We start from the raw sequence: 26,999 nt of genomic DNA, 5'->3' as shown, positions 1-26,999 counted from the left end.
TTTGTGCCTGAATCCGTCTCATTAGAGATCGGCGGGCGCACGATGACCATCGAGACCGGCGAGCTCGCGAAGCAAGCGAACGGCTCCGCCCTGGTCCGTTATGGTGACCAAAATGTCGTGCTCTGCGCCGCCACCGCCTCCGAGAAACCTCGCGAAGGCATCGACTTTTTCCCCTTAACCTGCGACTTCGAAGAAAAGATGTACGCTGCCGGAAAAATTCCGGGCGGCTACATTAAACGCGAGGGCCGTCCGTCCGAACACGGCGTGCTGAGCTCGCGTCAAATCGATCGCCCAATCCGGCCGCTCTTCCCCGACGGTTTCCGCAACGACATCCAAATCGTCGCCAACGTGCTTTCGATCGATCGTGAGCTCGATGCCGACGTCCTGGGCGTTTGCGCCGCGGGCGCCGCGCTCGCGCTCTCCGACATTCCGTTCGACAAGACGGTCGCCGCGGTTCGCGTCGGACGCGATGAAAGCGGTGCGTACATCTGCAATCCGACGCTGCCGCAATACGAAACCGGCGGCATGGACCTCGTCGTCGCCGGCACCGCCGACGCCGTCATGATGGTCGAAGGCGGCGGCAACGAAATTAGCGAGGACGAGTTCCTCGGCGCGATCGAATTTGCGCACGAACAGATCAAACTGATCGTCGCCGCGATCGACAAGCTCGCGAAGAAATGCGGCAAGGCCAAACGCGAGTTTCCGCTGCTGCGCGTCAACAGCGATCTCGAAAAATGGATGCGCAAGACGTTCAAGGACGACGTCGCCAAGGGCATGCGCGTCACCGAAAAGCTGGCGCGCGAAGAGACGCTCGGCAAAATCACGGTCGATCAAGCCATCGCGCGGTGCGACGATCCGGCCGTGAAAGCGCTGCTGGAAGATCCCGTTCTGGCCAAAGACTTCAGCAAGATCCTCAAGTCTATGGAAGAGGACGAACTGCGCGTCATGGTCGTGGACGAAAAGATTCGTCCCGACGGCCGCAAGCCCGACGAGATCCGCGAGATCTGGTGCAAAGTGCACTACGTTCCGCGCGTTCACGGCTCGGGCGTCTTCACGCGCGGCCAAACCCAGGTCTTCACCGCAGCGACGCTCGGGTCTATCAGCGACGCGCAGCGGCTCGACGGTATCCTGGAGTTGGGTGAGCGCAAACGCTACATGCACTTCTACAACTTCCCGCCGTTTTCGGTCGGCGAGACGCGCCCGATGCGCGGACCCGGCCGGCGCGAAATCGGTCACGGCCACTTGGCGGAGCGTGCGCTCGTGCCGGTGCTGCCGCTCAAGGAAGAGTTTCCTTACACGTTGCGTCTGATCAGCGAAGTGCTCGAATCGAACGGTTCGTCGTCGATGGCGTCGGTGTGCGGCAGCACGCTCGCGCTCATGGACGCCGGCGTTCCGATTCGCGAACACGTCGCCGGCGTCGCCATGGGATTGATTCTCAAAGGCGACAAGTACGCAATTCTCACCGACATCCAAGGCATGGAAGACTCGCTCGGCGAGATGGACTTCAAGGTCGCGGGCACCAAAAAAGGCATCACCGCGATTCAGATGGACATCAAAGTCCAAGGCGTCACCGTGCAGATCATGCGCGAAGCCATGGCCGAGGCCAAGAAGTCGCGCCTGTTCATTATCGACAAACTGGCCGAAACGATCGCCGAACCGCGCACGGAGCTCTCGAAGTATGCGCCGCGCATGATCGTCGTGCAGATCGATCCGGCCAAGATCAAAGACGTCATCGGTCCCGGCGGAAAGATCATCAACAAGATCATCGAGGAAACCGGCATCGAGAAGATGGACATCGAGGACGACGGCAAGGTCTACATCACCGCGCTCGACGGCGAGTCGGCCGAAAAGGCCCGCGCGCAGGTCGAGGCGATCACCAAAGACATCGTCGTCGGCGAGACCTACATGGGCGAAGTGACGCGGATCATCGCCATCGGCGCGTTCGTGAAGATTCTGCCCGGCAAAGAAGGCCTGGTGCACATCAGCCAGCTCGCGCCGGCTCGAGTCGAAAAAGTCGAAGACGTCGTCAAAGTCGGCGACCAGATCATGGTCAAAGTGATGGAGGTCGATGGCCAAGGCCGGATCAACCTCTCGCGCAAGGCCGTGCTGGCCGGCGCCGCCGGGAACGGCGCAGTGGACGAGCCGGAGCCGATGCGCTCGGGCGGCGGATTCGGCGGCGGCGGAGGCGGACGCAGGCCTCGCAGGCCACGGCGGCGCGAATAGGTTTTAGTCCTGAGCAAAGCGATTCGAGCATCGAATCGCGAAGTCGAAAGGCCCGCAATTGCGGGCCTTTTCTCTTTGCTTCATTTATATAAGGGAGTCGCCATGAGCTCTCGCTTTCAAATCGTGCCGCTGTTCTTTGCCGTGCTCGCCGGTTTTGCCGGCGGCATGCTCTCGCAGCAATTGGTCCGGCCGGTGCAGGCCGCAAGTAGCGGCGTCGTCACGGCGCGTGACTTCCGCCTGGTCGATGCGAGCGGCAAGCTGCTCGCCGAGCTCGCGCCCGTGCGCCACAAAACTACGACCACCGAACTGATCATCTACGGAGCTAACCACTACCAAACGCAGTTGGGAACCGACGGTTTGTACTTCGGGCGCGGATACGGCGACGAAGACTTGGGCGTCGGCTATGCGTACGGAACATCACGTAAGCTCGGCGCCGCAATCTACTTTTGGTATCAGAAGCGCGGCCGCATGGGCTTAGGGCTCGACGCCGACAAAGGCGGCTCTCCGTCGGCGTGGATGTACGACGAGGGCGGCCACACGATCTGGGCCGCTCCGACGCCGGCTCCTTGAAGCAAGCCGTACTCGTTACCGGTGCGTCCACCGGAATCGGTTACGCCACCAGCGCGCTGCTCGCGCGTAGGGGCTTCACCGTGTTCGCGGGAGTGCGCAGCGATGCGGATTCGCAGCGGTTGTCGGCGCTGCCCGGCGTCGCCGCACTGCAATTGGACGTCACCGACGCGGAGCAGATCCGCGACGCCGCGCACGCCGTTCATGAAAGCGGCCTGCCGCTGCGCGGCGTCGTCAACAATGCGGGCATCGCAGTACCCGGTCCACTCGAGTTCTTGCCGATCGACGAGCTGCGCCGCGGGTTCGACGTGAATTTTTTCGGCGCGCTGGCGGTGACGCAGGCGTTCTTGCCGATGCTGCGCGCGGCGAAGGGGCGGATCGTTTTCATGAGTTCGGTTTCCGGACAGATCGCCGCGCCGTTCGTTGGGGCGTACAGTTCCTCGAAGTTTGCGCTGGAGTCGGCGAGCGACGCGCTGCGCATGGAGCTGCGCGGGTCGGGCGTTTGGGTTTCCGTCGTGCAGCCCGGCAACGTCAACACACCGATCTGGGAGAAAGGCCGCAGCAGCAGAAACGCGCTCATGCAGCGTGCGCCGCAAGAAGCGCACGACTATTACGCGCCGAAGATCGAGACGCTCCTGAAAATAACGCAAGACGCGGAAAAGAACGGCCTCGATCCCAACGCAGTTGCCGAAACCGTGCTGCACGCCCTGACGGCAAAAAGACCGCGAGCGCGCTACGCCATCGGCGCTCCGGCGGGATGGATGCGCCGGACGTTCACCCTGTTCCCCGAACGTCTGCGCGACCGCACGCTGATGCGGCGCATGGGATTCGAATAACATGACGTACGACTCACTGAGCGATTTCGTCGATGCGCTGGATCGCGCCGGCGAGCTGCACCGCGTGGACGTCCAAGTCGATCCCAACCTGGAGATCAGCGCGATCACGGACCGCGTCGTCAAACGCGGCGGCCCGGCGCTGCTGTTCACGAACGTTCGCGGATCGTCGTTTGGGGTCTTGACGAATCAATTCGGCACGCGGCGCCGCATGGCGATGGCGCTGGGCGGCGCCACGCTCGACGAAGCCGGCGACCGCATTCGCAAGCTGCTCGATCTCTCGCTGCCCGAATCGGCGATGGAAAAGATCGGAAAACTCTTGTCGCTCGCGCCGCTGGCTGCCGCCCTACCGAAGACGGTTTCGTCGGGCAGCTGCCAAGATGTCGTCCTCGACCAACCCGATCTCACCCAGTTGCCCGTCTTGACGACGTGGCCGATGGATGCCGGACCGTTCATCACGCTGCCGCTGGTCGTCACGAAAGATCCCAAGAGCGGTCGCTTCAATGTCGGCATGTATCGCATGCAAGTCTACGGCCCGCGCGAAACCGCGATGCACTGGCAGCGGCACAAACAAGGCCGCGCGCACGCAGCCGCGTGGGGAGATCGCATTCCGGTAGCCGTCGCAATCGGATCCGATCCCGTGCTGACGTACGCCGCAACCGCGCCGCTCCCGCCGGTGGTCGACGAGTTTCTGTTCGCGGGGTTGCTCCGCGGAAAACCGGTCAAGCTGGTCGCGTGCAAGACCGTCGATCTCAAAGTGCCGGCCGACGCCGAGTTCGTGCTCGAAGGATACGTGGACAACACCGATCTGCGCACGGAAGGACCGTTCGGCGATCACACCGGCGTCTACAGTCTGGCCGATCAGTATCCGACGTTTCACGTGCAGTGCGTGACGCATCGCCGCAAACCGATCTATCCGGCCACCGTGGTAGGCAAACCGCCGATGGAAGACGCCTGGCTGGGCAAAGCGACCGAAAGAATCTTTCTCCCGCTGCTGCAGATGGTGGTGCCCGAGATAGTCGACATGAACTTGCCGGTCGAAGGCGGCTTTCAAAATCTGGCGATCGTCTCGATCAGAAAATCGTATCCGGGCCAAGGGAAAAAAGTCATGAACGCGCTTTGGGGCCTCGGACACATGATGATGCTCACGCGCGTGCTCGTTATCGTCGACGAAGACGTGGACGTACAGAACGCGCGCACGGTGGCCTGGTTCGTGCTGAACAATTTAGATGCGCAGCACGACGTCGTGATGATGCCCGGACCGGTCGACGACCTCGATCACGCGTCGTACACGCCGGCACTCGGCATGAAGATCGGCGTCGACGCCACGCGCAAGAGCGCGGCCGAAGGCTATACGCGCCAGTGGCCGCCGGACATGATTATGGACGAGAGCACGCGCGAGCTCGTCGACAAACGCTGGAAAGAATACGGATTGGATCGCATCGAACGCGCGCTGCAGCCCGACGATTGGTCGGGCCAAGGCTGAAGAGTCTGCTCACTTTTCTCAAAGAGATTCGCGTCGAGCATACGCTCTTCGCGTTGCCCTTCGCCTATACGGGTGCGATCTTTGCCGCGCACGGCTTGCCGAGTGCCCACGCATTGATTTGGATAACGCTTGCGGTCTTGGGAGCGCGCACCGCGGCGATGGCGGCCAACCGCTACTTCGACCGCGCAATCGACGCACGCAATCCGCGCACCGCCGGCCGCGCGATTCCCAGCGGCCGCCTCGCGCCGTCGGTCATGCTGTGGGCGGCGCTCATCGGAATCGCAGTACTCGTTATCGCGGCCTGGCAGCTCAATCCGCTGTGCGTGAAACTGCTGCCGGTTGCGGCGCTGGGTGCACTCTTCTATCCGCTGTGCAAACGCTTTACGTGGTCGACGCACTTCGTCTTAGGCGCGGTGGACGCGCTGGCGCCGTTGGGCGCGTTCATCGCTATCCGCGGAACGGTCGACGTTGCGGCGATACTGTTGTTTCTGGCGGTAACCGTCTGGGTTGCCGGCTTCGACATTCTCTACGCGCTGATGGATCTGCAGGTCGATCGCACGCAAGCTATCCGGTCGCTGCCGGCGCGCTTCGGCGAAACCGGAGCCCGCAGACTTGCGATGTGGCTGCACATGCTCATGGCTGCGCTGCTGACCGCGGCGGGAATCTTCGAACGTGCCGGCGCGCTGTACGCGCTCGGAATTCTCGCGGCCATCGGACTGCTGATCTATGAGGGCCGCTTGCTGGCTACCGTCGAGAACATCTTCGCGTTGAACGACCGCGTCTTTACCGCGAACATGGCGTTCTCCGTGGTCTTTCTGGCGACGACGCTGGCCGCGTTTACGTTGGCATAGCGATGAGGCGACGGCATTTCCTAGGGACTGCCGCCGGGGCGGCTTGGCTGCTCTCCGGCGCGCGCGCGCGCGCCCAGAGCTTCCAACAGCAAATAACCATTGGCGTTGCGGCGCCGCTCTCCGGTCCGCGCAGCGACGCCGGCCTTCAGCTCCTCGACGGCGTGCAAGCCGCGATAAACGAAACCAACAATACCATCGGTTCGTTCGGCACGGCCTATGCCTACCGCTCGTTCGACGACCAGGACGCGCTTGCGCAGATGATCGAGAACGCGCAGTTCGCGGCGGCGGATCCGTCCATCGTGGCGATGATCGGCGGACTGGACGGTAAGCTCACGACGGCCGCGCTGCCCACAATTGCAAATGCGCAAATGCCGCTGATCGTGTCGGCCTCAACGGCGAATTCGATTACGGATCGCGGTTATCGCAACGTCTGGCGGTTGCCGACCAAGGACGGCACCGAAGGCTCGCTCTTTGCGCGCTTTCTCGCCAAACGCGCGCGGCCGAAATACGCGATCGCGGTAACGCAGGACGGCGATTACGGCCCGGATGTAGCGCAAGGCTTCCGCGATCAAGCTTCGGCGCTCGGGATCAAAGCGGACACCTATAGTTTTGCCTGGGACAAGCCGGATTACGGCGCTGCGGCCAAAGAGATCGTGGCGAAAAAACCCGACTACCTGTATCTCTGCGGCGAAACCAAGGGCCTCGGCCCGCTGATTCCCGCACTCAAGGCCGCGGGATATGCGGGATCGTTCGGCGCGGCGGAGGGCTTCTTCAACCAAGCCACGCTCGACAAGTACGCGGACGCGCTCGGCGCCGCGCTCGTATCGACGTCATTCCCGCCGATCGAGCGAGCGCCCGACGTCGCGAACGTTCTGACGGATTTCCGCGCGCGCGCGACGGTGACGGCTATCTCGGCTTTTGCTTATGCCGCCGCGCAGATCGTCATCTCGGCCTCGCGCCGCAACAACGCGACGAACCGGCTGGCCACACTCTCAGCCTTGCAAACACCCGTTAGCTACGACACGATCGTCGGGTCGTTTCAATTCAGCTTTACCGGCGACCCGATCGATCCGAATCTCTATTTTTATACGGCGACCGGCGGTACGTTCAAGTATACCGCCGCGTCACACCCGACGACGTTTCTTTTGTAGCTCAATTCAGAAGGCTGTGCATCGAGGCGACGCGCGGAGCCGGTGCAGCCTGCGGATGCTTGGGCGCCGCCTCGGCGTCTTCCAGCATCAGCACGAACCGCAGGCGCCAGGCGCCGAGCGCGATGGAAAACTTCAGTCCGAATAGATCCATGATGTTAAGCCTCCACGCGGCGCCACTGCAGTACTGCGGCCGCAACGTACGCGATGGTCAGAAAGAAAAGTGCGAGAGCGGATATTCCGAGGGTACCAATTGAAGTACGGAGCGTCAGACCGCTGCCCGAAACCGATCCGTGAAACGAAAGATACGAGATAGGGTCGATGTAGGAAGCCGCCTGGAAAACGGCATGTATGGCCTGAATCGCGGTCACCGAGCTGAGCGACGTTCCGGTTGCAACGGCGGGCACGACGATCGCGGCCAGCCAGCCCAGGCCGACCACCAGTCCAAGACCCCGTTTGAGCGAAGCGCTGAACGCCGTCAGACAGGCATACCACGCGAGTGGACCCAGCAGCGACAGCGCGATAGCACTGGGCGTCAGCGCATTCACGAACACGTGCGGCGTGACGAACATCAGCATGAGGAGCAGGGCGAGCACAACGGTCACGAGCTGCGAGATGACGATTGCCGCCATGTCGACGGCGATCGACGCCAGCGCCAGCCGGTCGCGTGAGACGGGCTTGCTCCAGGCCAGCTCCAGATGCGATTCGTTTTCCTTGGCAAGCGCACCGCCGAGCATCGTCGCGGTGATAAGGCCGATAATGGACGAGACGGCGAAGAATTCTCCCAGCCCGATTTGCACGTCCATGTCGTAGTTCGCGATCACGTGCGCCGTGCCGCCGTTTTGCTTTTTGTCGATCACGAACGTGCCGACCGAAAAGTGATTGTGGCGCGGAGCATCCGCGCTCGGCACAGTTGCGTCCATACGGAACGTTTGGCCGCGCCGCTCGATGACTGCGTGAGTGTCCTTGACCGGATCGTCGACAACCGTGCGCAACGTGCCGTCGGCCAGCCGGCTCGTAGTCACGTGCGCGGTCGGTGACGACTGCAGCGATTGGGCCAGCTTCTCCGGCGTGCTGGCGCTGAACGCCCAAAGGCGGAAGAGCACCGTTAGCGCGAGGGAAACCGCCAAGATGATCGCGATGACGCGCAGCGCGCGGTACGCTCGCAGATATTCAACGTAATAATACATGTCTTACGCCTCCACCCGCCGCCACTGCAGCACCGCTGCCGCAACATAGGCGGCGGTCAGCACGAGCAGCAGCACAACGGACATGCCGAGCGGGTCGGCCGGCATCGATCGCATACCCGGGCCGCCGGCCGACGCGTGGAACGAGATGTGAACGTATTGGATCGGATCGATGTACGTCAGGGCCTTGAACACACCGTGAATAGCCAGGCCTACGTCGTTGGTCGAAAACGCGGTGGCTTGCTCGATACCCGGAATTGCGATCGCCGCGAGCCAGCCCAAACCGACCACCATGCCAAGTCCGCGTTTTAGCGAGGCGCTAAAGGCCGTCAGGCAGGCATACCACGCCAAGGGTCCGAGCAGCGTCAGCAAGACAGCCGGCAGCGTCAGCGCGTCGGTGGAGAACGTGGGCATGATAAACATCGCGCAGACCAGGACGATCAGCAGCACTGTTGCGAGCTGCGAGACGAGAATCGTGGCCATGTCGACGCCGATGGATGCCAGCGCCAACTTTTCACGCGCAACCGGTTTGGTCCACGCGATCTCAAGATGTCCGTCGTTTTCCTTGGCCAATGCTCCGCCGAGCATCGTCGCCGTGATCAAAGCGAACCCTTCGGCGATTGCAAACAGGATGCTGACGGGAATGTTGGCGTCCAGGTCGTTCCGGATGACGAGATGCGTCATGCCGGTCTTGTGGTTCCGGATGACGTCGCTGCTGCCCATCGAGATATGGACGTGCTGGGTGGGCGCCATGGAGCTCGGCATGGTGGCGTCCATGCGAAAGCCGCGTCCGTGCCGGTCGATGACCGCATGCACATGAGCCGCGGGATCGTCGACAATCGTTTCGACCGTGCCGTCCGCCAGCGTTTTGGTCGTAACGTGGGCCGTTGGTGAAGATTGCAACGCGGTCGCCACCGACTCGGGGCTGTGCTCGCTGAACGCCCACAGACGAATGAGGATCGCGATCGCGACAAAGACGCCCAAGATGATCGCCATGACGCGCAGCGCGCGCATGCCGCGCAAATATTCAGCGTAGTAAAACATTAGCGGGCTTCCACCACGTCGGCGGTCGCCGTACCAGGCGAGACGGCGTTCAGGAAGATATCCTCCAAGTTCAGGTCCACGATGCGCACGCTCTGCGCACCCATCTGCGACAGTGTCTCGGCCAGCCCCGCGCCATCGGCGGTGACCGTGAGCCGCAGAATGCGGCCGGATTGGTCGAGCCGCTCGATCCGCGAGTCGCGGCGCAATCCGTCGAGGGCGATCGTTTCGGAGACGAACACGCCTTCGACGATCTTGCGGTCGGACTTCAGATCGTCAACCGCGCCGCCCAAGACGACTTTGCCGCGCTGAAGCACCGCGATGTGATCGGCGGCGCGCTCCACTTGTCCGATCTGATGCGAAGAAAGAACCACGGTCGCGCCCTGCGCCGCCGCTTCGATAATAAGGTTGAGGACCGCGCGCTGATTCACCGGATCGAGTCCGCTGGTCGGCTCGTCCAGGATAAGCGTCTCGGGATGAGTGGCGAACGCCATCACGATCGCGAGCGCGCTGCGCATGCCCTTGGACATCGCCCGTACGCGTTTGCGGGGATCCAGGCTGAAAAGCGCCATCAAATCTTTGGCTCGCGCTGCGTCATAGCGCGCGAAGGTGCGGCGCTGCATCTCCAGATGTTCGGCCGCGCTCATCCAGTCATAGAGAACGCTGCGCTCCGGAATGTAGGCGATACTTTCGAAGAGCGGCGGCGTCAGCGGCTGCCCGTCGAAACGGATGGTGCCGAGAGTCGGGCGCGCCAGTCCGAGCAAACATTTGAACGTTGTCGTCTTGCCGGCCCCGTTGGGGCCGAGCAAACCGAAGACGGAACCGCTCGGGATGTCGATGGTCACGTCGTCTACGGCCATAAAATTTCCGTACGACTTGCTCAAGCGCTGGATGGAGATGGTGCTCATTTTTCCTCCGGAAACCACCGCGCGACGGCGGCTTCAAAAAGTTGGCGTACTTTGCCGGCGGGCAATCCTAAGGACTTGGCTTCACGAACGGCCTGCGTGACTGCTTCAGCGACCACGTCTCCCGCCGCGCCTACCTGGTGAGCTACGCCGTCGGCGCGGACAAACGATCCGCGGCCGGGGGCGGTTTCGATGACCTCATCGCGCTCGAGGTCGCGGTACGCCCGCGCCACGGTGTTCGCGTTGATGGTCAGGTCGAGTGCCAGTTGCTTGACGGTCGGGAGCTGCTCCCCTGGAGACAGCACGCCGAGGGCGACTGAGCGCTTGACTTGTTCGATGAGTTGCAGGTAGATCGGAACGCCGCTGCGCGGGTCTACCGTGAAAATTGCCGGCATCAGGTCGCCTTTACAGCTTCGGACCCCAGCCGAGGAACAGACCGCTTTGGTTCGAGAGCGGGAACGAGGGGGTGCGCCGCTCGGACGCCTCTTGGAAATTGATGGGGAACGTCATGTCTTCTTCTCCTTAACTACTAGTACACTGTTGTACTAGTACGCTAGTATAATAGCACAAGAAGAAGCGAAGTCAACCCCTTTTAGGCCGGGGCGCGAAAATATTTTCTGAAGGCGGGATCCCGGCGGATCGGGTCGAGGCGCGGGTCGAGCCCGAGTGTGGCCGTCTCACCGCGAGTGGCAGCCTTGAGCGCCGCCAGCGCGTCGGACCGGCGGTTCAAGGCAACCAGAGCCACCGCCAGGTCTCCCGGGTCCGGCGCTCCCATGCCGCGTTTGTGGCTGGCTAGGCTCAGTTGCTGGAGGGCCCTCCGGTAATCGCCCCATCGGGCATAGGCGTGGGCGAGCAGGGCGGCGGCCTCGAACCGGCACCCGGCGCACCGCTGAGCATACCCGCGATAGGCCTCGACGGCTCCCCGGTAGTTGCCCAACGCCTCGTATCCTAGACCCAGGGTGAAGTACGCGTCGCGACGCTGGGGAGCGAATTCCAGCGTCTGCCGGGCATAGGCAATCGCTTGAGCATAATCCCGGGAGAGGTAGGCGGCGCTGGAGAGCCAGGCCAGTGTCGCCACGGAAACCGGATCCAGCTGTAAGGCTTTTTGCAGTTCGGCCAGCGCCTCGCGCGGCCGTCCCTGCTCCAGCAAGGCCGATCCGTACCATTGGTGGGCCGTGGCGTAGTTCGGATCGAGCTGGACGGCCTTGTAGAATTGCTCGCGCGCGGCCGTCCGCGAGCCAGCCACGTCCTCGGCAATTCCGAGCGCCGCGTGCGCTTCGGCCAAATTCGTATCCATGGCCACTGCCCGGCGCGCGATCGTGCGGGCCCGTGCGTAGGATTGCTTGGGTTTAAGCGACCCGTAGCCGTAGTCGGCGGCGATCGCGTAGGCCTGCGCCAGTGCCGCATATCCGCGTGCGTTCTTGGGATCCGTTTTGATGACGGCCGTAAAATAGTGGATGCTCTTTTGCACGCCGCTCTCGGTGCGCTGCTTCCAATAGTAGGTGCCGACGGCGAAGAGCCGCGCGGCGGGCGCACTGAACTGCTGCGCTTGCGAGCGGGCGGTCTCGTGCATCAATCCGAGGCTGAACGCGAGCGCCAGCGCTGCGGCAGCCGTTCCATAAAAGAAGCGCGGGATGGTCCGCCGTTTCGCTTGCGCCGGCACGGCGTTCCGTACGACGTCACCCGCGAAGCGGTACCCGCGGCGCGGGACCGTTTGAATGGCGTCGGTCCAATGGGCGCGCAAGACTTTACGAATGACGTAGATGTTTTGCGCGAGACTGCTCTCTTCAATGAAGCCCTCGGGCCAGATCCGGTCGAGCAGCTCGTTCTTCGTGAGCGTTTCGCCCGGACGCTCGATGAGCGCAAGCAGCGTCTCCACCACTTTGGGACCCAGCGCGACCGGCTCGCCCGCTAGCGTCAGCAGCAGGCGTTCGGGGTCGAGGCAAAACGGACCGAAACTGTAGATGCTCATGCGGCGCTTCCTTTTGAGAACTTTTTCAAGACTGCCGAAACCGTTTAGTATTAATTTAGTAGTTGAAATGTGGTGTTTCCTTTGAGAAGTTCTCCGCGCGCCGTTTTCGTGCTTGTGGCTGCCGCGCTCGCATTTGCGTGCGTGCAGCCGGCGCACGCCTCGGTACAGGCAACCGTGCAAGTTCCGGCCGTGCGGGCCGCCGCGCCGATCCCGCTCGACCCGTCCATTCCGGCGTCTGCCTGGCAACCGGGCGCGATTCCGGAATCCGGCGGCTTCGAGGATCTCACCACGCGAACCATCGCTCCGCATCCGACGCAAGTGTGGATGCTCTACGACTCCGTCAATCTCTACGTCGCCTTTCACGCCGAACAGAAAGGGACACCGATCACCGCCACGCAGACCACCAACGACGTCGGCTTCGGCACCGACGATTTTGTGGGCGTGGGAATCGACACGAGCGGCGCGGGCACCAATATCTACTTTTTCGAGACGACGCCGCGCGGCGTACGCTACCAGCAAGCCAACGAAAACGCGCGCTATCGCCCGCTGTGGCAAGCCGCGGCTGCGATCCAAGGCGACTCGTGGAATGCGGTCATGGTCATCCCGTTGAGTGCGATGCGCATCCATGCCGGCTCGCCGCAAAGCTGGCGGATCAATTTCTTTCGCAGCGTCGCCGCGCCGAACGAGCGCTACACGTGGGCCTACGATGGCGTGATGCAGGACGTGCAAGTCAGCAACGGCTGGCCGCTCTTCACCGAAGCGCGCTTTTGGCCGTCGTGGACCGGCATTACCGGATTGAACGCGCGGACCGCGCTGCCGAAACCGCACGTCGAGATCTTCGCGCTGGAAAGCATTGGGCGAGACCGCAAACTCTTCCAGCAGGCCAACGGCCAGTTTCTGAAACAAGACGCGCGCCCGGTAGGCCTCGACGTCACCTATCCGCTGACCAGTACGATCAATTTCGTCGGGACGCTCAATCCGGACTTCTCAAACGTCGAGATCGATCAGCAGACGATCGCGCCGCAAGAGTTCCGCCGCTTCTTGCGAGAGTACCGGCCGTTCTTTGCGCAAGGCGCGCAGTTCTTGAATCCGAACCAGGCGCCGATCGGCGGCAACGAGATCTTTTACTCGCCGTCGGTCGGCCCGTTCGATCGCGGCGCCAAAGTTGAGGGAACGTTCGGCCGGCAATCGTTCGGCGTGTTGAACTTCAAAGGCTACGATCAGTCTACCGGTAACGAATTTAACGACACGGCGTTCGGCTACTCGCACGCCCTGCAAGATCGCACGTTCCTCTACTGGGCCGACGGAGTGATCGCGCATCACAGCATCTTCGGCAGCGACACCGCGGTCGAAGCCGGCATCAAGGGACGCAATCTCAAGAACGGCTTCGTCTACGGAATCGACGACGCCAGCGAACACGGAACGTGGGTGCCTCAGGGCGTCGCCCACAGCTTCAACAGCTTCATCGACGTTCACAAGCCGAACTACGAATGGAACATCGACTACGGCGACATCAGTCCGAACTACAATCCTATTGACGGAATCACAGCCAACTCTGACATCCGCGGCTTCAGTTTCTTCGGCGACGCCGGCGGCTCGAGCCGCGGCGTAAAAAACTTTCTCGTCTTCGTGAACGCCGATCGATTCCTCGATCGTTCCGGAGCCGTGCATCAGGCGGACTCCAGCATCGGCCTGCAGGCCGCATTTCCGAGCGGCTTCTCGCTGAACTTCATCGGACCGCAAATCAGCGAGCTGCGCAGCTACTCGGTGCTCGACCCCGCGAGCGTGGGCACGACGTGCAACGATCCGGATCTTCCGCGGTCGTACTTCACGGGATACCCGGGTTACTTCTGCGGACGGACGGATACGTTCAACCTGTTTACCGCCGCGTTCGGGTATAAAGACGGCACCGCCAGACCGCTGGATGCGTCGATCAACTTCGGAAAGTTCGGCTTCGGCTTCGTCGGACAGAACGACAACGGTCCCGACTATCTGCACTTATACTCGATCTCGACGTCGCGGCCGATCGGCGTCTTTTCGCTGGGGCTGGAATACGACGGAAGTTTCGAACGCGCGATTACGACGGGCGCCTTCGATTCGCAATGGCTGCGGCGCATCTCGCTCGGCGCGCAACTCGGCCCCGACGAGAACTTGACGATTTCGCTGCGCTCGGTCAACGGGCGCGGCGGTTTCTCGCCGCCCGGCACAAATCTTGCGGCTGCCTATCACCGCCGCTTCCGCAACGGCGACGAGCTGTTCTTAAACTTCGGCACGCCGGCGGCGTCGCGCACGCTCGACCGGTTCATCATTAAGTATCTCTTCCGGTTCGGCGGCGGCGCCGGAACGTGAACGAAACAAACGGCGTCGAGTTCCGGTAAGCGAAGAGGAATGACGAGAAAGAACGCCATGAAAAAAGACTTTACCAAAGAGCCGCAGCAATTGCGTCCGACGATCCCGCTCGACCGGGTGATCGCAAGCACGCCGGAAAGCCACTCGTTCTCAGGCTGGGGTCCGCGCGCTTAACGCTGCGGGACCAAAACCTTCAGCGCACCCGGAACGACTTCAAATAACGCGGGCGTCGTGCCCGCGGGCTCGCCATCGGCGGCAATGCGGTGCCGATGACCGGTATTTACCGAAAAAGCCTTGCTGCGCCTGACGCGCAACCCGTCGCCGGAAACGGGGTCTCGCGCGATCACTTTTTTCGCAACCGCAATCGCTTGCAGAAAGTTCTGCGCTTCCACGCTGTAGAGGTCGAGCCAGCCGTCGTCGATCGCGGCGTTGGCCGAACGGATGATCCCTCCAAAATGGCCGCTGTTTGCAATCGTCAGTTGCAGCGTCTTGAACCTCTCCACCGCACCGTCGTACTCGATCCGGACGCGCATCTGCACGGCGTCGCGCAGACTCCGCACGGTTGCCGAAAGTACGGCGAGCGATCCCAAACGCTGTTTCGCCTCGGGCGTCTGCCGCCGCGCGATCCGGGAGGAGAGTCCGATGCTGGCTTCGTTGAGGTAGTACACGCCGTTGACGCGCGCCACATCGATAGTCTGCGTATGCAGCGCTTTGATAACCGCGCAGGCCTGCGGGATGTCGAACGGCAGATCGAGTGTGTGCGCCAAGTCGTTAAACGTGCCGAGCGGAATAACGCCGAGCGGCAACGCCCGCTCGAGCGCCAGCGGCAATACATGCAAGATCGTGCCGTCGCCGCCGGCGGCAATAACCGCGTCCAGATTTCCGGCGTCAGGATCGTCAACGCAATCGATTTCGCACTCTGCGAGCGTGCGGCGCACGAGTTCGGCTTGACGCTTTCCCGAGCGCGCCAGCTCGTTCAACACTAAGAGCGCACGCACTACATCGCCGCCACGTCGCGCCAGCCGTAAAACTGTTCGCGGTACATACACCCGTCGATGTCTTCCTCGACGTCGCAGATGAACTCGGCGCCCGTCTTTTTGTAAAATTCTACTGCCGGGTTTTCGGTGAGTACGCGCACCCACGCCGCGTGAAAACCGCGTGACTTCAGCTCGCCGCCAATCGCGTGCACGAGCTGCCGGCCTGCGCCGCGGTGATGCGCGGCCGCGAGGACGTAGAGCGCTCCGAGTTCGGCATCGAATCCCTCGACGGGCTCGCTCGACGGTCCGCCCGAAGCGAACCCGACGATGTCGCCGCTGCTTTCGCAGGCGACGAAGACGACCTGATCGCGATCGCGCAGCGCTTCATTCCACTGCGCTGTGCGATAGGCGACGGTTCGGCGGCCTAGATGCTCGTTTGGAATGAGCCCCGCGTAGGTCTCGTGCCAGCACCTCACGTGCACTTCGGCCATCGCCGGAATATCGGCGAGAGTCGCCGCCCGGACCGTGAGAGCCGCGATCACGAGCCTAACGGTATATCTGTCGAAGCAGGGCGAGCTTCTCGCGCTGCGTTTGAAAATTCGGCGTCAGCGACCAATCGTGCGGCTGAAACGTTCCTCCAAGCACGATTCCGTCGCTCCTGGGAAACATGTAGAGAATCTGCGGAAAGCCGAACACGATGTAGTTGACGTCCGCTTGCGGTTCGAGAATTGTGAGCTGTCCGCGCGCCGGATACAGATTGTTATCGTTAAACAACTTGTGCGACCCCAAACCGGTGCAGTTAAAGACGACCGGCTCCGGTAAGCGCGCTAGCTCGGCCGGATCGTCGAAGCGTTTGTTCACGATGCGTCCGCCGGCAGCGTAGAAATCGCTGATCAGAGCCGGCAAATACGTGTTGGGTTCGATCAGCATCGTGGTGAACCGCGTTACAAACGGGTACCGGAACGGCGTGCTGGCCGGATCGATGTCGGCGATGTCAGTATACAATGAAGCAATGTGGTCCCGGCGCGCGGTGGAAATAAGTTGTTCGTCCGCTGCCTTATCCATGACCTCATAGTTGTCGATCCATCGAATGCCGTATCGCGCGCCTACCATAAGCTGAAAGCGGCGATTCGCAACGGTCGAAGCCTTCTCGAACGTGGTTCGGAACTGCGGCGTTACCAGGTTGTCCTCGAACGCATGCGTCGGCGTCCACTGTCCGCCCGCGATGTTTGAGGTCGTGTTCGGCGGCATCGCCTTGGTATAAATAGTAACTGAGTAACCGCGCTCTTGCAGGATACGCGCCGTCGACAATCCGATGACGCCGCAGCCAAGTACTGCCGCGTGCCTCGCCTCCTCGCCTTTGGCGAGATCGGCCGCCAGCGTTGCAACGCCCCACGAAAGGCTGATCCCGCCGCCGCCGTGCCCGTAATTGTGCACGAGAAGTTTTCGGCCGAACCGGTGAGCGCTCAACGCAAACCCGTTTTGCCGGAAGGGCCGCAGGCCGACGACCGTGCGGATAACGCGTGATTCATCCGCAAGTACACGGGTGAGCTGCGTGCCCGCTTCCCTCAAAGCGGCGAGCGCGAAGCGTGGGACGCTCGAGACAATGCCGGCCGCGGACGCGGTGCGAAGCAACTGCCGTCGCGTTATACCGGGACCTATACCGGCTTTCATGCCTCCCATCGTTCGGAATTCAGGCTCGCGGTTTCCCGCCCAAGGTGAGCAATTCTGACCAGTCTTGGCGTGCGGTGCTCGCTTACACTGTAGCCATATGCATATTTGGCTCAGTAGGCCCACTTCCGCGATCGCGCCCTGCCTAGCGGCAGCCTCGCTTGTCGCCTTGTTCCTCTGCGGGCCCGGAGCCGCCGCCGCGGCCTCGAGCCAAGTAGCTCAGGCTGCGCCCACCACGCCGCCGGCTGATTTCGGCACTCCGCCTTCGGGTGAAGTTCCGATTCTGTATAACGACCATACGGTCTACTCTAAGCCGGACATCCTCAAGCAGAGTCGCGTGCTAGCCGCACTGGTAAGAGACGGCCAAATCTACGTTCCGCTGCGCAGCATGTTCGAGCAGATGGGCGCAACCGTTTCGGCGTCGGCCGATGGTAAAACCGTCACCGCCGTTAAAAGCGGCGCCAGCGTTTCGGTCACGTTAGACAAGCCCGAGGTCGTCATCAATGGCGAGACGCGGCCGCTCGACGTGCCGCCGATGCTCTACAAGGGCATCTTGCTCGTTCCCGTTCGCGTGATCTCCGAAGGCATGGGTGCATACGTCCAATGGGTCCCCTCGAGACGCCTCGTCGTCGTTCGCTACATTCCGCCGACGCCGCCGCCGACGCCCGAACCTACGGTTGCCCCCACGATCGCACCGAGCCCGACGCCCACACCCGTGCCCACCGAAGCACCCTACACTGTTTTTCTTCAGGGCGCAGTCTCGTCGCGCGCAAACTACAATGAGTTTTCGGCCGGCCAAAAGTGCCCGCAATCCTACTTGCTGGCTGCGGCTATCGTTCTCAATAATTCGCCGATCGCGGTTAAGGTCGACTTCCGTCAAGACAAGTACGTGACCAGCGACAATCTGACGGATCTGATCGGCAACCACTACACCCGGTTCAGCACCATCGACGGCGGCACCGCATTCACACCCGTGTTCTTGGCCCGTCAAAGCAACTGGGACGCGCGTCTGGAGTACAAGATCGCCGCTCCGAAGATCTATATCGGCGTCGGTTATATCAGCACGTCCAACAATTACGGATATCCGCAACTCAACGGTCTTGGCGCCGGCATCGAAAAATTGCCGGACCTACGCACCGGAATCGGTTGGTTCGGCTCCGCGTTCTACTATCCGACCGCGAGCGGTAATTACACGGTTACCGGCGGCCCCAACAACGGCAAGACCTACCGGCAGCAGTACGCGATTACGAAATACGATATCGGACTGGCACTCTCGCTGTCGCGCTTCCCGGTATATCTCTATGGAGGTTACGCTGCCGATATGTGGACCGCGAAAGCCAACGCGCCAATCGGTCAAACCCACAACGGTCCATACGCCGGCGTCGGCATTAAGTTCTAAGGGTCGGAGGATGATACACACCATGCTTAAGTCACTGCGCTTCCTCCGCCTGCGACAGGTCGCCGGAGTACTCGCCATTGCAACGCTCGTCGCATGCAGCGGCGGCAGCGGATGCGGCAACTGCAACGTGCCGGTCTTCGTTCCGGGATCGGGTACGCCTGGACCGGTCTTGCCGACGCCGATTCCGACGCCTGCACCCTTGTCGTGCAACCAAAATACCACCGCGCCGAACGCGATCGTGCTCGGACCGGCACTCGCGCCGTTTGCACTATTGGCCGGATCCACCATCACCAATGTCGGCAACACGTTCGTTACGTACACCGGCGCAACACATGACGATCTCGTCGGCGTATCGCCGGGAACTGCGGTGACGGGATTCTACCCGCCCGGAACGGTCGCGGACGGCCCGAGCTCGATATACGCGGCTACGTTTAACACGAACGCCGCCGTACCGCTAGCCGCCGAAAGCGCTCTAACGACAGCCTACAATACGGCTGCCGGAAAGGCATCGACTGCGACGGTCGCCGGAGATCTCGGCGGGCAAACGCTTCCGCCCGGCGTCTACACCTCAACGTCAACTCTGGCGATTGCATCCGGAAATCTCACGCTTGACGGCGGCGGCAACCCGCAGAGTATCTTCATATTTCAGATAGCGTCCACGCTCACAACCGTCCTGAACGGAGCGGCGGGCGGCAACGTGCTCCTGCAGAATGGCGCGAGCGCCTGCAATATCTATTGGCAGGTCGGCAGTTCGGCTACGCTGGGAGGCGCCACATTCAATGGTAATGTCCTGGCGTTGGCATCGATCACCATAAACGCTACGACGTTCAACGGGCGGGCACTCGCTCGTACGGCCGCTGTTTCAATTCCCGTGATAAGCGGCTCGCTCATCACCAATCCGGGCGGCAGTTAGGTCGAACTCCGTCCCGCCTCAGAGGCGGCCCTTGCTAGGGGGCCGCCTTCTTCTTTGTAGAAAAAAATGAGCCAGCCGCCGAGCCATTTTACGGAGACGCCGTGAAAATTAAAGAGAAACCGTTCGACTCTAAATCGTTCCTGTCAGCCGTGGGCAACGGACGGACGATTCAAAAGTACAGCAAGAACCACACCATCTTCGCGCAGGGAGATCCCGCCGCATCGGTATTCTACATTCAGCGGGGCAAGGTCAAGCTCACGATCGTGTCGGCGCGCGGCAAGGAAGCCGTTATCGCGATCCTCGGCGATGGATTCTTCTTCGGAGAAGGCTGTCTGGCCGGGCAGCCGGTGCGAATGGCGACCGCGCGCACGATTACGGAATGCACGATCGTCGAAGTCAAGAAAGCCGTCATGACTCGCGTCCTCCACAAGGAACCGCAATTCTCCGAGACGTTCATCGCGCATCTGCTCACGCGCAACATCCGCATCGAAGAAGACCTTATCGATCAGCTTTTTAATTCCAGCGAGAAGCGGCTGGCGCGGATTCTCTTGTTGCTCGCCAACTTCGGCAAGGACGGCCGGCCGGAAGAAGTCATCCCGAAGATCAGTCAGGAGACGCTGGCCGAAATGATCGGGACGACCCGTTCCCGAGTCAGCTATTTCTTGAACAAATTCCGCAACCTCGGCTTCATCGAATACAACGGGCGCTTCCGAGTTCACACGTCGCTATTGAATGTGATTCTTCACGACTAGCAGCGCGGTGCAATAGGTCTTTACTCCTAGTTCGCGGGGCCGCGAAGATTGGGCGTCCAAAATCGCCCGGCTGCTTCTAGGAGGTCGCCGTGGCATTCGCACGTTTTCAGCATGTTTTGGTCGCGCTGCTCCTGATATTTTCTTGGGCGGTTCCGGCGAGCGCGCAGGTTGGGCCGCCACGGGCGGTCCACATCCGCGTGTACGTGTTCAATACCCGTACGAGCAGCGCCGTGCCGTCGGTGATAGTGTATTTCGAGCAAGCCCGAACAGCGTCGTGCCCGACGGGAGCAGGTGCGTACGGTACAACCGGCACCGAAGGCGTTGCAGACATTTACGCCAACGCGTGCGCTGGGTCGGGCGAAATTTTCTCTTACGGTAACGACACGCTGGGACTGGGGAGCGTTCGTACCGGCGTCCTTGCCGGCCGCAATCAGCAATTTGACGGTGGCGCCGTTTACGTAACCATTGTCGCCGGAGAGCCGTCCTATCTCGTTCGGCTCCCATTGACGCCTACCGAAAACAATGAAGGCCATAGCTCGGAGCTGCGCACGCTGCACATTCGCGTACGTGGATTAGGTGCGGATGGAAAGCTCGTCGCAGTACATTTTGCCACCGTCTACGACGCGCAAGGCAATCACGTCGCAACGACCGATTACAACGGCATGGCCACCGCGACGGTGCGCGCACCGTTGGGCGAAACGGTCCGCATGAGCGCTGACGGCGGCGCGAAATGGGGCGAGGGATCGTCTTCATTCATTGCGGGCGCATCCGAAGGTGGGACAAGACTCACGCGCGCCGACGACTACATCAACTTCGTGCTGCGAGGCACCGGACGAGAAACGACCGAAGAGGTCGAGCTCAGTTTTACCATTCAAGGGCAAGGAAAGAACGGTCTCGTGCCCGTGCACAACGCGTCAGTCTACGATAATGAAGGCCGCCACTTGGTCACGACCGACTACGGCGGCCACGCTCACGTAACGGTAAAGGTGCCGGTGGGCGAAACATACATCGTAAAAGTTGACGCTGGCAGCCGCTGGAAGCCGGCGAGCAAAGAAATTATCGGCGGTCCGCGCGGTTCGAGCGGGGCGGTTCCGTATAACCTTAGCGGGTCGAGATCGGTCGCATTTGTGCTCGAGCCCAGCGTCGCCGCTAAAGAGTTGACGGTTGAAGTCCTCAATCACGATACCGGCAAACCGGTTCCCTCGGCAACGGTCACCATCTACAAGCCCGACCACTTTCCCGGCACGGCCGTAGCGCATGCGACGACCGACGCGCACGGGTTAGCCACGTTCGACGCCGAGGAGGTTGCGAGCGCCGTTCTCAACGGAGAGGCGCGCGTCGGCGCCGCTCACGGCGGCTCGAAATCCGCCGTCCAAACACTTTCGGTCAGTCTGCTGAGCGGTGAGACACCGCACTACTTACTGTATTTGCGCGAAACCGAAGTAAAGACCAACTGGAGCGGCACGTGGTACAACGGGCCGTACACAATGCAAGTCTCCGGCGGCGCGGGCTCGCTCGGGTACCAGTTCTTGCGTTCCGATGGCGCAGGCACGTGTTGTCCGCTGATCGATCAGGGCGGCGGCAGCTGCACGGTTCATGGGAACGTCGCGACCTGCACCGAGAACGCGCACTACCATGACAGCGGAAAGGATGTGCAGCGCTCGAGTACCGTTACATTAACGTTGTCCGGGCAAACGATTTCGACCGTTGGGAAAATAAAGACGGCCAGCATCACATTGTCGAGCGGTCAGCCGTGTCCCGACATCGCGCAATGTACGGGCTTGCACCCAGGCGCGGAATTTTCGGGCACGTGGACGCGCAAGAAACCGTGAAAATGCGCGCAGCCGGCTAAACGGGGCGCGGCGGCGCGTCGTGCGCGGGTGCCGCGGGGCACCCCCGCCAGCTCGATTGGGCCGGAATGTATTCGCCCTTCATGACGAGCGTGAGCGCGCCGAGTTTGGCCGCATCCCCGACCGTGGCATCGTAGAGCACGGTGCTGCGCGGTCCCATGTACACGCGTTTGCCGATCACGACGTGGCCGATCTTCATTACGCGATCTTCGAAGAGATGGGTCTGGGGGCACGTCACCGCGTTGAGCTCGCTGTAATCGCCGATCTTGACGCAGTCAAATTCCGTAATGTCGGTTGTGTCCATGTACACCCCGCGGCCGATCTTGCAGCCCAGGAGGTTGAACGCGATTGGGAGCCACGGCGTGCCGAGCAGGTAGCGCATAAAGTTCGGCACGGCAATGCCCTCGTACAGATTCGTCACCGCCTCGGATATCCAGACGAAGTACGTCCACATCGGACGGCTGCACGTCTTGTAGCGAAAGATCAACAGCCACTTCAGCACGGCGACGAACGCAAACGTTCCCACGCCGTACAGGACGCCGGCAACGGTCAACTCCCAGCTCACTTGGCCCCAACGATCGCCCTCCGCCGCCGGCAGAACGTTCAGTAACACGGTATACCCGACGGCCGTGGCGAGCGCGAAAGGAATGATGATCCGAAATGCCTCCACGAATCCGCGGCTGATCCGGCGCCAAATTGTTGGACGGTACGTCAGCCCTTCGGGAAAACCGCTCACCTGTTCGCGCGCCGGCAAACTCAGCGGCGGCGATCCCAGCCACGTGTCACCTTCGCGCATAAGGTCGTTTTCCGGAGCTCGCGTGTGCACGCCGATCAGAACGTTTTCCGGAACGCTCGTGCCGTCGGGAATGTAGGCGCCGTTGCCGACGAACGCCCGTCGCGAGATCACGGTCGGCTTCATGGTCATCCAGCCGCCGTCGATCTGTTCGTCGCCGAGCATGACGCCGTCGCCGACAAAGGTGTCGTCGCCCATGGTCAGCATGTGCGGCACGACCCCCAAGGCCGTGGAGATCTCCGCGCTGTGACCGACTTGCGCACCGAGCAAACGGTACCAGAACGGTGCGTAGACGGTGGCGTACACGCCGTGCAGCACGTTGAGACTCGTCTCTTGGATTTGGTTGACCAGCCATTTTGCCAAGTACACGGTGCTGTGCACGGGCCAGCGTCCCGCTTTGAGCCGCGGCAGCATACTCCAACGAATCAGGCCCGATAGAAGCGCCGTACCTATGACCAACAAGGCTGCCGCCGGCAGCGCGAGCACGAAATACTTCCCGAGCTGAAACCAGATCGCGCTCCCGTCAAGCCACGGGAACTTATCGGTGTTGTCGAGCCAGTCGATCAGGACGAAGCTCGCAAACACCGGCATGAAGAACAACGCCGTGATCAACAGTCCGCCCAACGAAAAGAACAGCGACTCGCCGGCCAGCTGCAAGCCGGAGACTTTCGGACGCGGCGGATTCGTATTGAGATCGAAAGCGCCGATGTCGCGCGCGGGCGATCCGCACCAGATCCGGCCCGGCGGCACGTCGTTGCCGTCGCTCAGTTCGGACTGGCCTTCCAGATGGCCGAATTCGCCGACGGACGTGTTGCCTTCGAGTACCGCAGCCGAACCGACGCACGAATTGCGATCGAGAACGATCGTTCCAAGCCGCAGTTCGCCGTGTTCCACACGCGCGTTTTCAAAGTTTACCGCGTTTCCGACACTCGCGCCGTCACGAACGGTCAGCAGGCTCGGCGCCCGCAAGGTGATACCGCCGATCACCACGTCATTTCCGATGCGCGCGCCAAGTGCGCGCAGCCACCACGCATACATCGGCGAGCCGCTGAGCAGATATGCCGGCGCAGTCTCAACCAAACGATCCGCCAGCCACCAGCGGTAGAACGTCAAGCCCCAGAGCGGATAGCGGCCGGGGCGCAAACCTCCCGCGATCAGCCGGTATCCGGCGATGGTTACCGCAAACTCGAGCGTAGTCATCAGTAAGAACGCGCCGATCGAGAGCACGATCGCGTAAGGAATAGAATCGCCCGGGTCGCCGGTGAAAATTTGATAGATGAAGAACGGCGCTAGCCACTGCGCCATCCGGACCGCCATCAGCACCGGTATCGCGGCGGCCTGCGCGGCCCCGCACAGCCACCGTTTGCGCGCGCTCGGCGCGACCCAGTTCACGCCGGCATCGGATGCAGGTTCCGGAGCTTGCGCGAGGACTTCCGCGATGCGGCCGGCGGTCCGGTTTTTGTAGATGTCGCTCACCGTTACGTGCGCGAAGCGCGGATCGGTGCGCAGCGCGGAAGCGAGTCTCGCCGCTAAGAGCGAGTGGCCGCCTAAATCCGAAAAGAAATCGGCGCCGCGGCGGATCGATTGACCCGGGAAAAGTTTGCGCAATGCAGCGAACAGCGCTTCTTCCGCGGGCGTCTCGGGCGAATCGGAGTCTGCGGCGCCGTCGGGTGACGGCGCCAGGTGGCGCGCTCGCAGCGCCCTGCGATCGATTTTACCGGAAGCCAGCCGCGGCATCTCCGGCACGACCTCAAAGTGATCCGGCACCATGTACGGCGGCAGCGATTCACGCAGTGCATCTCGCAAGACGCCGGCGGAGCTCGGCGATCCGTCCTTGGGCGTGACGAACGCCACCAGCCGGTCGAGATCGTCAACTTGATACAGCATAACGGTCGCCGTTCCGACGCCCGGTTGTTTGGAAAGTGCAGCTTCGATCTCGCCGAGTTCAACGCGGAAACCGCGGATCTTCACTTGATCGTCGGTGCGGCCCAAGCAATGAACGCGGCCGTCGCTGTCGATGCGCGCGAGATCGCCGGTGCGGTACAGGCGGCCCGCGTCTTTGTCATCGGCCCACGGATTTGCGTGGAACTTTTCGCTCGTCAGTTTCGGCTGGCCGAGATACCCCGCGCCGACGCCGGGCCCGGTGATGCAGAGCTCGCCCACTTCGCCGCGGGGCAAAATCGCCAGCTCGTTTTTATTTTCCGGATCGACAACCAGCATACCGTAATTCGGCAGCGGGTAGCCGATCGTCACCGGCTCGCCGGGATGAAGTTCGGCTAGGCTTGCTGAGACGGTTGTCTCTGTGGGACCGTACGTGTTGAAGATGCGGCGCCCGTCGCGCGCCCACTCTATGACCAAACTTTCCGGGCAGGGCTCGCCGCCTAAGTTGATGATCCGCAAGCCCGGCACGTCGTGCGTAAAAAGCGCGAGTAGCGTCGGTACCGCGTGCAGGACGGTGATACCATTTTCGGCGAGCGCGCGCGGAAGCGCATCCGGATCGACGGCCAAATCCTTGGGGGCAATCCACAGTGTCGCGCCGGCCAAATAGCTGATCCAGATCTCTTCGAACGACATGTCGAACGCGACAGAAAAACCCTGATAGACGCGATCGCTGCTCCGAATGCCGAGCACGTCGTTCTCGCTGCGCAGAAAATGGCAGATGCTGCCTTGGCTAATCGCGATACCCTTAGGCTTGCCGGTCGATCCCGAGGTGTAGATCACGTACGCCGGATCGCCCGGCTGCACGCGTTCGCGCCGGCGCAACGCTTCGTGCGGCAGCTCGGCTTCCAACGCCAGCGTTCCCGCCGTCCACACGGTCTGGTCGAGACGCCCAAGCAGCGGCGCGAATTCGTCGCAACTCACAATGCCGGCGGCGCCGGCGTCGGTCAGACAGAGCGCGATGCGTTCGATTGGCGTATCCGCGTCGAACGGCAGCCACGCGGCGCCGGTCTTGGCGATCGCCGCCTGCATCACCAGCAAATCCATGCCGCGCGGCAGCCACAGCCCAACGATCTGACCGGCCCGCACGCCGGCTTCGATCAACTCCGAAGCGATCCGATCGGCGCGCGTATTGAGTTCCTTATATGTGAGCTGCCGGTCGCCATAGATCAGCGCGACCTGGTCCGGCTTTTCCGCTGCGGTCGCTTCCAGTATGTCGGCGAGCACTTCGTCGCGGATCAACTCCGGCCGGTGGGGGCCGAGCAGCACGCCGGGATGCGCTTGCGCGATCAAACGGCAGCCAACTCTTTCGTCTGTGCCAGTTTTGTCGCGAGCTCGTCGAGGGTCAGCGGACCATCGAGAACGATGACGGTTGCGGAAGGTTGCTCACACGCTATCGCCGCGGCGTACCCTTGCGCGACGTCCAAGTCGTGCAGTCCACCTCCGAATGCCGGCGCGTTGACCAGCCGAAGATCTCCAAGCACTCCACGGCCCTCGCACTTCACCACAGCTTCCTTGCGCGTCCAGGCCGAAAAAAACGCCGCAAGGCGTTCCGCTTCGGCTTCCTCCGAGAGAATCGCAGCGAGCTCGCCGGGCGCGAAAACGTCTTGCGCAACGTCGCGCAGACCCTCGAACGGGCCGACCGATTCAATATCGATGCCGACTCGGCCGGATTGCGTGACGGCAAAAACGGCCAGCGCCTCGGAACTTGAGGCGCTGTACTGTATCGCCGGAGCCGGCGAATTCACGAAGAACGGTTTCTCGCCCGGAACTCGGGTTAGCAACACGGCGGATGGGGATAGTCCGGCGTAGCTGCCCAGGATCAAGCGCAATGCGGAACGGCGCACAGCGAAATTGCGGCGCGTTCTCTCGTGGCTGTAGCGTGCCGCACGATCGCGTTCGTCGCGGCTAAGGACGTGCAGCGGCTCGGACCGGCGAGCTGCATCCAGCCGGACAGTCCAAACGTGCACACTTCCATGAAGGCAGCGCTTTTCAGGGCCCATTCGCCATCACGTTCAAAAACCGAAGTAGCTAATAAATACATGCCGGATCGTAAGATCCGGTTTTTTGATCTTAAACCAGCGCAAGACGGGTCCCTTGGCAACAGGGAGCTTGCAGGGAGGGTATTCATTATGATATGAATG

At 61.9% G+C, this 26,999-nt stretch carries 23 protein-coding genes; 12 read left to right on the top strand and 11 right to left on the bottom strand.

Going from position 1 to position 26,999, the window contains the following annotated elements; translation table 11 throughout:
• The first annotated feature begins 3 nt into the window (after positions 1 to 3).
• The 6 genes from pnp to VFO29_12140 all read left to right on the top strand — a co-directional run bounded on the left by pnp (position 4) and on the right by VFO29_12140 (position 7,111).
• On the top strand, positions 4 to 2,223 hold the full coding sequence (gene pnp / locus VFO29_12165; GenBank protein ID HET9394261.1) for a polyribonucleotide nucleotidyltransferase: 2,220 nt from the start codon (positions 4 to 6) through the stop codon (positions 2,221 to 2,223).
• Between the two features lie 102 nt (positions 2,224 to 2,325).
• Complete coding sequence (locus tag VFO29_12160) at positions 2,326 to 2,793, top strand: hypothetical protein (protein HET9394260.1); 468 nt, start codon at positions 2,326 to 2,328, stop codon at positions 2,791 to 2,793.
• Positions 2,790 to 3,626: an SDR family oxidoreductase gene (locus VFO29_12155; GenBank protein HET9394259.1), complete on the top strand. Its 837-nt coding sequence runs from the start codon at positions 2,790 to 2,792 to the stop codon at positions 3,624 to 3,626. The genes VFO29_12160 and VFO29_12155 overlap by 4 nt, the downstream gene beginning before the upstream one ends.
• 1 nt (position 3,627) lies before the next feature.
• Entirely contained in the window at positions 3,628 to 5,109 is a 1,482-nt protein-coding gene (locus tag VFO29_12150) for a menaquinone biosynthesis decarboxylase (GenBank protein ID HET9394258.1), read from the top strand.
• Positions 5,091 to 5,960, top strand: coding sequence for a UbiA-like polyprenyltransferase (locus tag VFO29_12145; protein ID HET9394257.1), 870 nt, complete (start codon positions 5,091 to 5,093; stop codon positions 5,958 to 5,960). The genes VFO29_12150 and VFO29_12145 overlap by 19 nt, the downstream gene beginning before the upstream one ends.
• Before the next feature lie 2 nt (positions 5,961 to 5,962).
• Entirely contained in the window at positions 5,963 to 7,111 is a 1,149-nt protein-coding gene (locus tag VFO29_12140; protein HET9394256.1) for a branched-chain amino acid ABC transporter substrate-binding protein, read from the top strand.
• Position 7,112: 1 nt separating this feature from the next.
• Here the strand turns inward: VFO29_12140 and VFO29_12135 are convergent, their stop codons facing one another.
• The 6 genes from VFO29_12135 to VFO29_12110 all read right to left on the bottom strand — a co-directional run bounded on the left by VFO29_12135 (position 7,113) and on the right by VFO29_12110 (position 12,213).
• Positions 7,113 to 7,262: a hypothetical protein gene (locus VFO29_12135; GenBank protein ID HET9394255.1), complete on the bottom strand. Its 150-nt coding sequence runs from the start codon at positions 7,260 to 7,262 to the stop codon at positions 7,113 to 7,115.
• A 4-nt stretch (positions 7,263 to 7,266) separates the two neighbouring features.
• Positions 7,267 to 8,298, bottom strand: coding sequence for a hypothetical protein (locus tag VFO29_12130; protein HET9394254.1), 1,032 nt, complete (start codon positions 8,296 to 8,298; stop codon positions 7,267 to 7,269).
• 3 nt (positions 8,299 to 8,301) lie between these two features.
• On the bottom strand, positions 8,302 to 9,339 hold the full coding sequence (locus VFO29_12125) for a hypothetical protein (protein ID HET9394253.1): 1,038 nt from the start codon (positions 9,337 to 9,339) through the stop codon (positions 8,302 to 8,304).
• Entirely contained in the window at positions 9,339 to 10,244 is a 906-nt protein-coding gene (locus tag VFO29_12120; protein HET9394252.1) for an ABC transporter ATP-binding protein, read from the bottom strand. The genes VFO29_12125 and VFO29_12120 overlap by 1 nt, the downstream gene beginning before the upstream one ends.
• Positions 10,241 to 10,636: a GntR family transcriptional regulator gene (locus VFO29_12115; protein ID HET9394251.1), complete on the bottom strand. Its 396-nt coding sequence runs from the start codon at positions 10,634 to 10,636 to the stop codon at positions 10,241 to 10,243. Before VFO29_12115 ends, VFO29_12120 begins: the two co-directional genes overlap by 4 nt.
• A gap of 197 nt (positions 10,637 to 10,833) precedes the next feature.
• A complete protein-coding gene (locus tag VFO29_12110; GenBank protein HET9394250.1) occupies positions 10,834 to 12,213 on the bottom strand; it encodes a winged helix-turn-helix domain-containing protein in 1,380 nt (459 codons plus the stop codon).
• A gap of 81 nt (positions 12,214 to 12,294) precedes the next feature.
• Here VFO29_12110 and VFO29_12105 point away from each other — a divergent pair, with 81 nt between their 5' ends.
• Positions 12,295 to 14,562 carry a DUF5916 domain-containing protein gene (locus VFO29_12105; GenBank protein ID HET9394249.1) on the top strand — a complete coding sequence of 756 codons (2,268 nt, stop codon included), beginning with the start codon at positions 12,295 to 12,297 and terminating at the stop codon, positions 14,560 to 14,562.
• A 39-nt stretch (positions 14,563 to 14,601) separates the two neighbouring features.
• Complete coding sequence (locus VFO29_12100; protein HET9394248.1) at positions 14,602 to 14,736, top strand: hypothetical protein; 135 nt, start codon at positions 14,602 to 14,604, stop codon at positions 14,734 to 14,736.
• On the opposite strand, the gene VFO29_12095 is transcribed toward VFO29_12100, so the two are convergent.
• Genes VFO29_12095 through VFO29_12085 form a run of 3 tightly spaced genes read right to left on the bottom strand, consistent with a single transcriptional unit; the run spans position 14,733 to position 17,213 of the window.
• On the bottom strand, positions 14,733 to 15,560 hold the full coding sequence (locus VFO29_12095; protein HET9394247.1) for a YegS/Rv2252/BmrU family lipid kinase: 828 nt from the start codon (positions 15,558 to 15,560) through the stop codon (positions 14,733 to 14,735). The two genes, VFO29_12100 and VFO29_12095, sit on opposite strands and share 4 nt — an antisense overlap.
• Positions 15,560 to 16,081, bottom strand: a complete 522-nt coding sequence (locus tag VFO29_12090; GenBank protein ID HET9394246.1) for a GNAT family N-acetyltransferase — start codon at positions 16,079 to 16,081, stop codon at positions 15,560 to 15,562. Before VFO29_12090 ends, VFO29_12095 begins: the two co-directional genes overlap by 1 nt.
• 4 nt (positions 16,082 to 16,085) lie before the next feature.
• Positions 16,086 to 17,213, bottom strand: coding sequence for an FAD-dependent oxidoreductase (locus VFO29_12085; GenBank protein ID HET9394245.1), 1,128 nt, complete (start codon positions 17,211 to 17,213; stop codon positions 16,086 to 16,088).
• Positions 17,214 to 17,379: 166 nt separating this feature from the next.
• On the opposite strand from VFO29_12085, the gene VFO29_12080 reads away from it, so the two are divergent.
• From VFO29_12080 to VFO29_12065, 4 genes are all read left to right on the top strand, one after another.
• On the top strand, positions 17,380 to 18,609 hold the full coding sequence (locus VFO29_12080) for a copper amine oxidase N-terminal domain-containing protein (protein HET9394244.1): 1,230 nt from the start codon (positions 17,380 to 17,382) through the stop codon (positions 18,607 to 18,609).
• 10 nt (positions 18,610 to 18,619) lie between these two features.
• Entirely contained in the window at positions 18,620 to 19,522 is a 903-nt protein-coding gene (locus VFO29_12075) for an ice-binding family protein (protein HET9394243.1), read from the top strand.
• Between the two features lie 101 nt (positions 19,523 to 19,623).
• Complete coding sequence (locus tag VFO29_12070; GenBank protein ID HET9394242.1) at positions 19,624 to 20,274, top strand: Crp/Fnr family transcriptional regulator; 651 nt, start codon at positions 19,624 to 19,626, stop codon at positions 20,272 to 20,274.
• 89 nt (positions 20,275 to 20,363) lie between these two features.
• Complete coding sequence (locus VFO29_12065; protein HET9394241.1) at positions 20,364 to 22,106, top strand: hypothetical protein; 1,743 nt, start codon at positions 20,364 to 20,366, stop codon at positions 22,104 to 22,106.
• 16 nt (positions 22,107 to 22,122) lie between these two features.
• Here the strand turns inward: VFO29_12065 and VFO29_12060 are convergent, their stop codons facing one another.
• Together VFO29_12060 and VFO29_12055 are read right to left on the bottom strand one after the other, a co-directional pair.
• Entirely contained in the window at positions 22,123 to 26,148 is a 4,026-nt protein-coding gene (locus tag VFO29_12060; protein HET9394240.1) for a Pls/PosA family non-ribosomal peptide synthetase, read from the bottom strand.
• Positions 26,145 to 26,825: a 4'-phosphopantetheinyl transferase superfamily protein gene (locus VFO29_12055; GenBank protein ID HET9394239.1), complete on the bottom strand. Its 681-nt coding sequence runs from the start codon at positions 26,823 to 26,825 to the stop codon at positions 26,145 to 26,147. Before VFO29_12055 ends, VFO29_12060 begins: the two co-directional genes overlap by 4 nt.
• Positions 26,826 to 26,999: the final 174 nt, after the last annotated feature.

Source organism: Candidatus Rubrimentiphilum sp., from assembly GCA_035710515.1.
Taxonomy (GTDB): Bacteria; Vulcanimicrobiota; Vulcanimicrobiia; order Vulcanimicrobiales; family Vulcanimicrobiaceae; genus Rubrimentiphilum.
The sequence above is the reverse complement of the archived record's forward strand: the minus strand, read 5'-3'. Positions and strand labels throughout refer to the sequence as shown.

Bases quoted from the DNA above. Each gene is read 5' to 3' on its own strand.
- VFO29_12130 (HET9394254.1), bottom strand. From the start codon at position 8,298: ATGTATTATTACGTTGAATATCTGCGAGCGTACCGCGCGCTGCGCGTC.
- VFO29_12140 (HET9394256.1), top strand. From the start codon at position 5,963: ATGAGGCGACGGCATTTCCTAGGGACTGCCGCCGGGGCGGCTTGGCTG.
- VFO29_12125 (HET9394253.1), bottom strand. From the start codon at position 9,339: ATGTTTTACTACGCTGAATATTTGCGCGGCATGCGCGCGCTGCGCGTC.
- VFO29_12135 (HET9394255.1), bottom strand. From the start codon at position 7,262: ATGGATCTATTCGGACTGAAGTTTTCCATCGCGCTCGGCGCCTGGCGC.
- VFO29_12160 (HET9394260.1), top strand. From the start codon at position 2,326: ATGAGCTCTCGCTTTCAAATCGTGCCGCTGTTCTTTGCCGTGCTCGCC.
- VFO29_12150 (HET9394258.1), top strand. From the start codon at position 3,628: ATGACGTACGACTCACTGAGCGATTTCGTCGATGCGCTGGATCGCGCC.
- VFO29_12110 (HET9394250.1), bottom strand. From the start codon at position 12,213: ATGAGCATCTACAGTTTCGGTCCGTTTTGCCTCGACCCCGAACGCCTG.
- VFO29_12075 (HET9394243.1), top strand. From the start codon at position 18,620: ATGATACACACCATGCTTAAGTCACTGCGCTTCCTCCGCCTGCGACAG.
- VFO29_12085 (HET9394245.1), bottom strand. From the start codon at position 17,213: ATGAAAGCCGGTATAGGTCCCGGTATAACGCGACGGCAGTTGCTTCGC.
- VFO29_12120 (HET9394252.1), bottom strand. From the start codon at position 10,244: ATGAGCACCATCTCCATCCAGCGCTTGAGCAAGTCGTACGGAAATTTT.
- VFO29_12115 (HET9394251.1), bottom strand. From the start codon at position 10,636: ATGCCGGCAATTTTCACGGTAGACCCGCGCAGCGGCGTTCCGATCTAC.
- VFO29_12100 (HET9394248.1), top strand. From the start codon at position 14,602: ATGACGAGAAAGAACGCCATGAAAAAAGACTTTACCAAAGAGCCGCAG.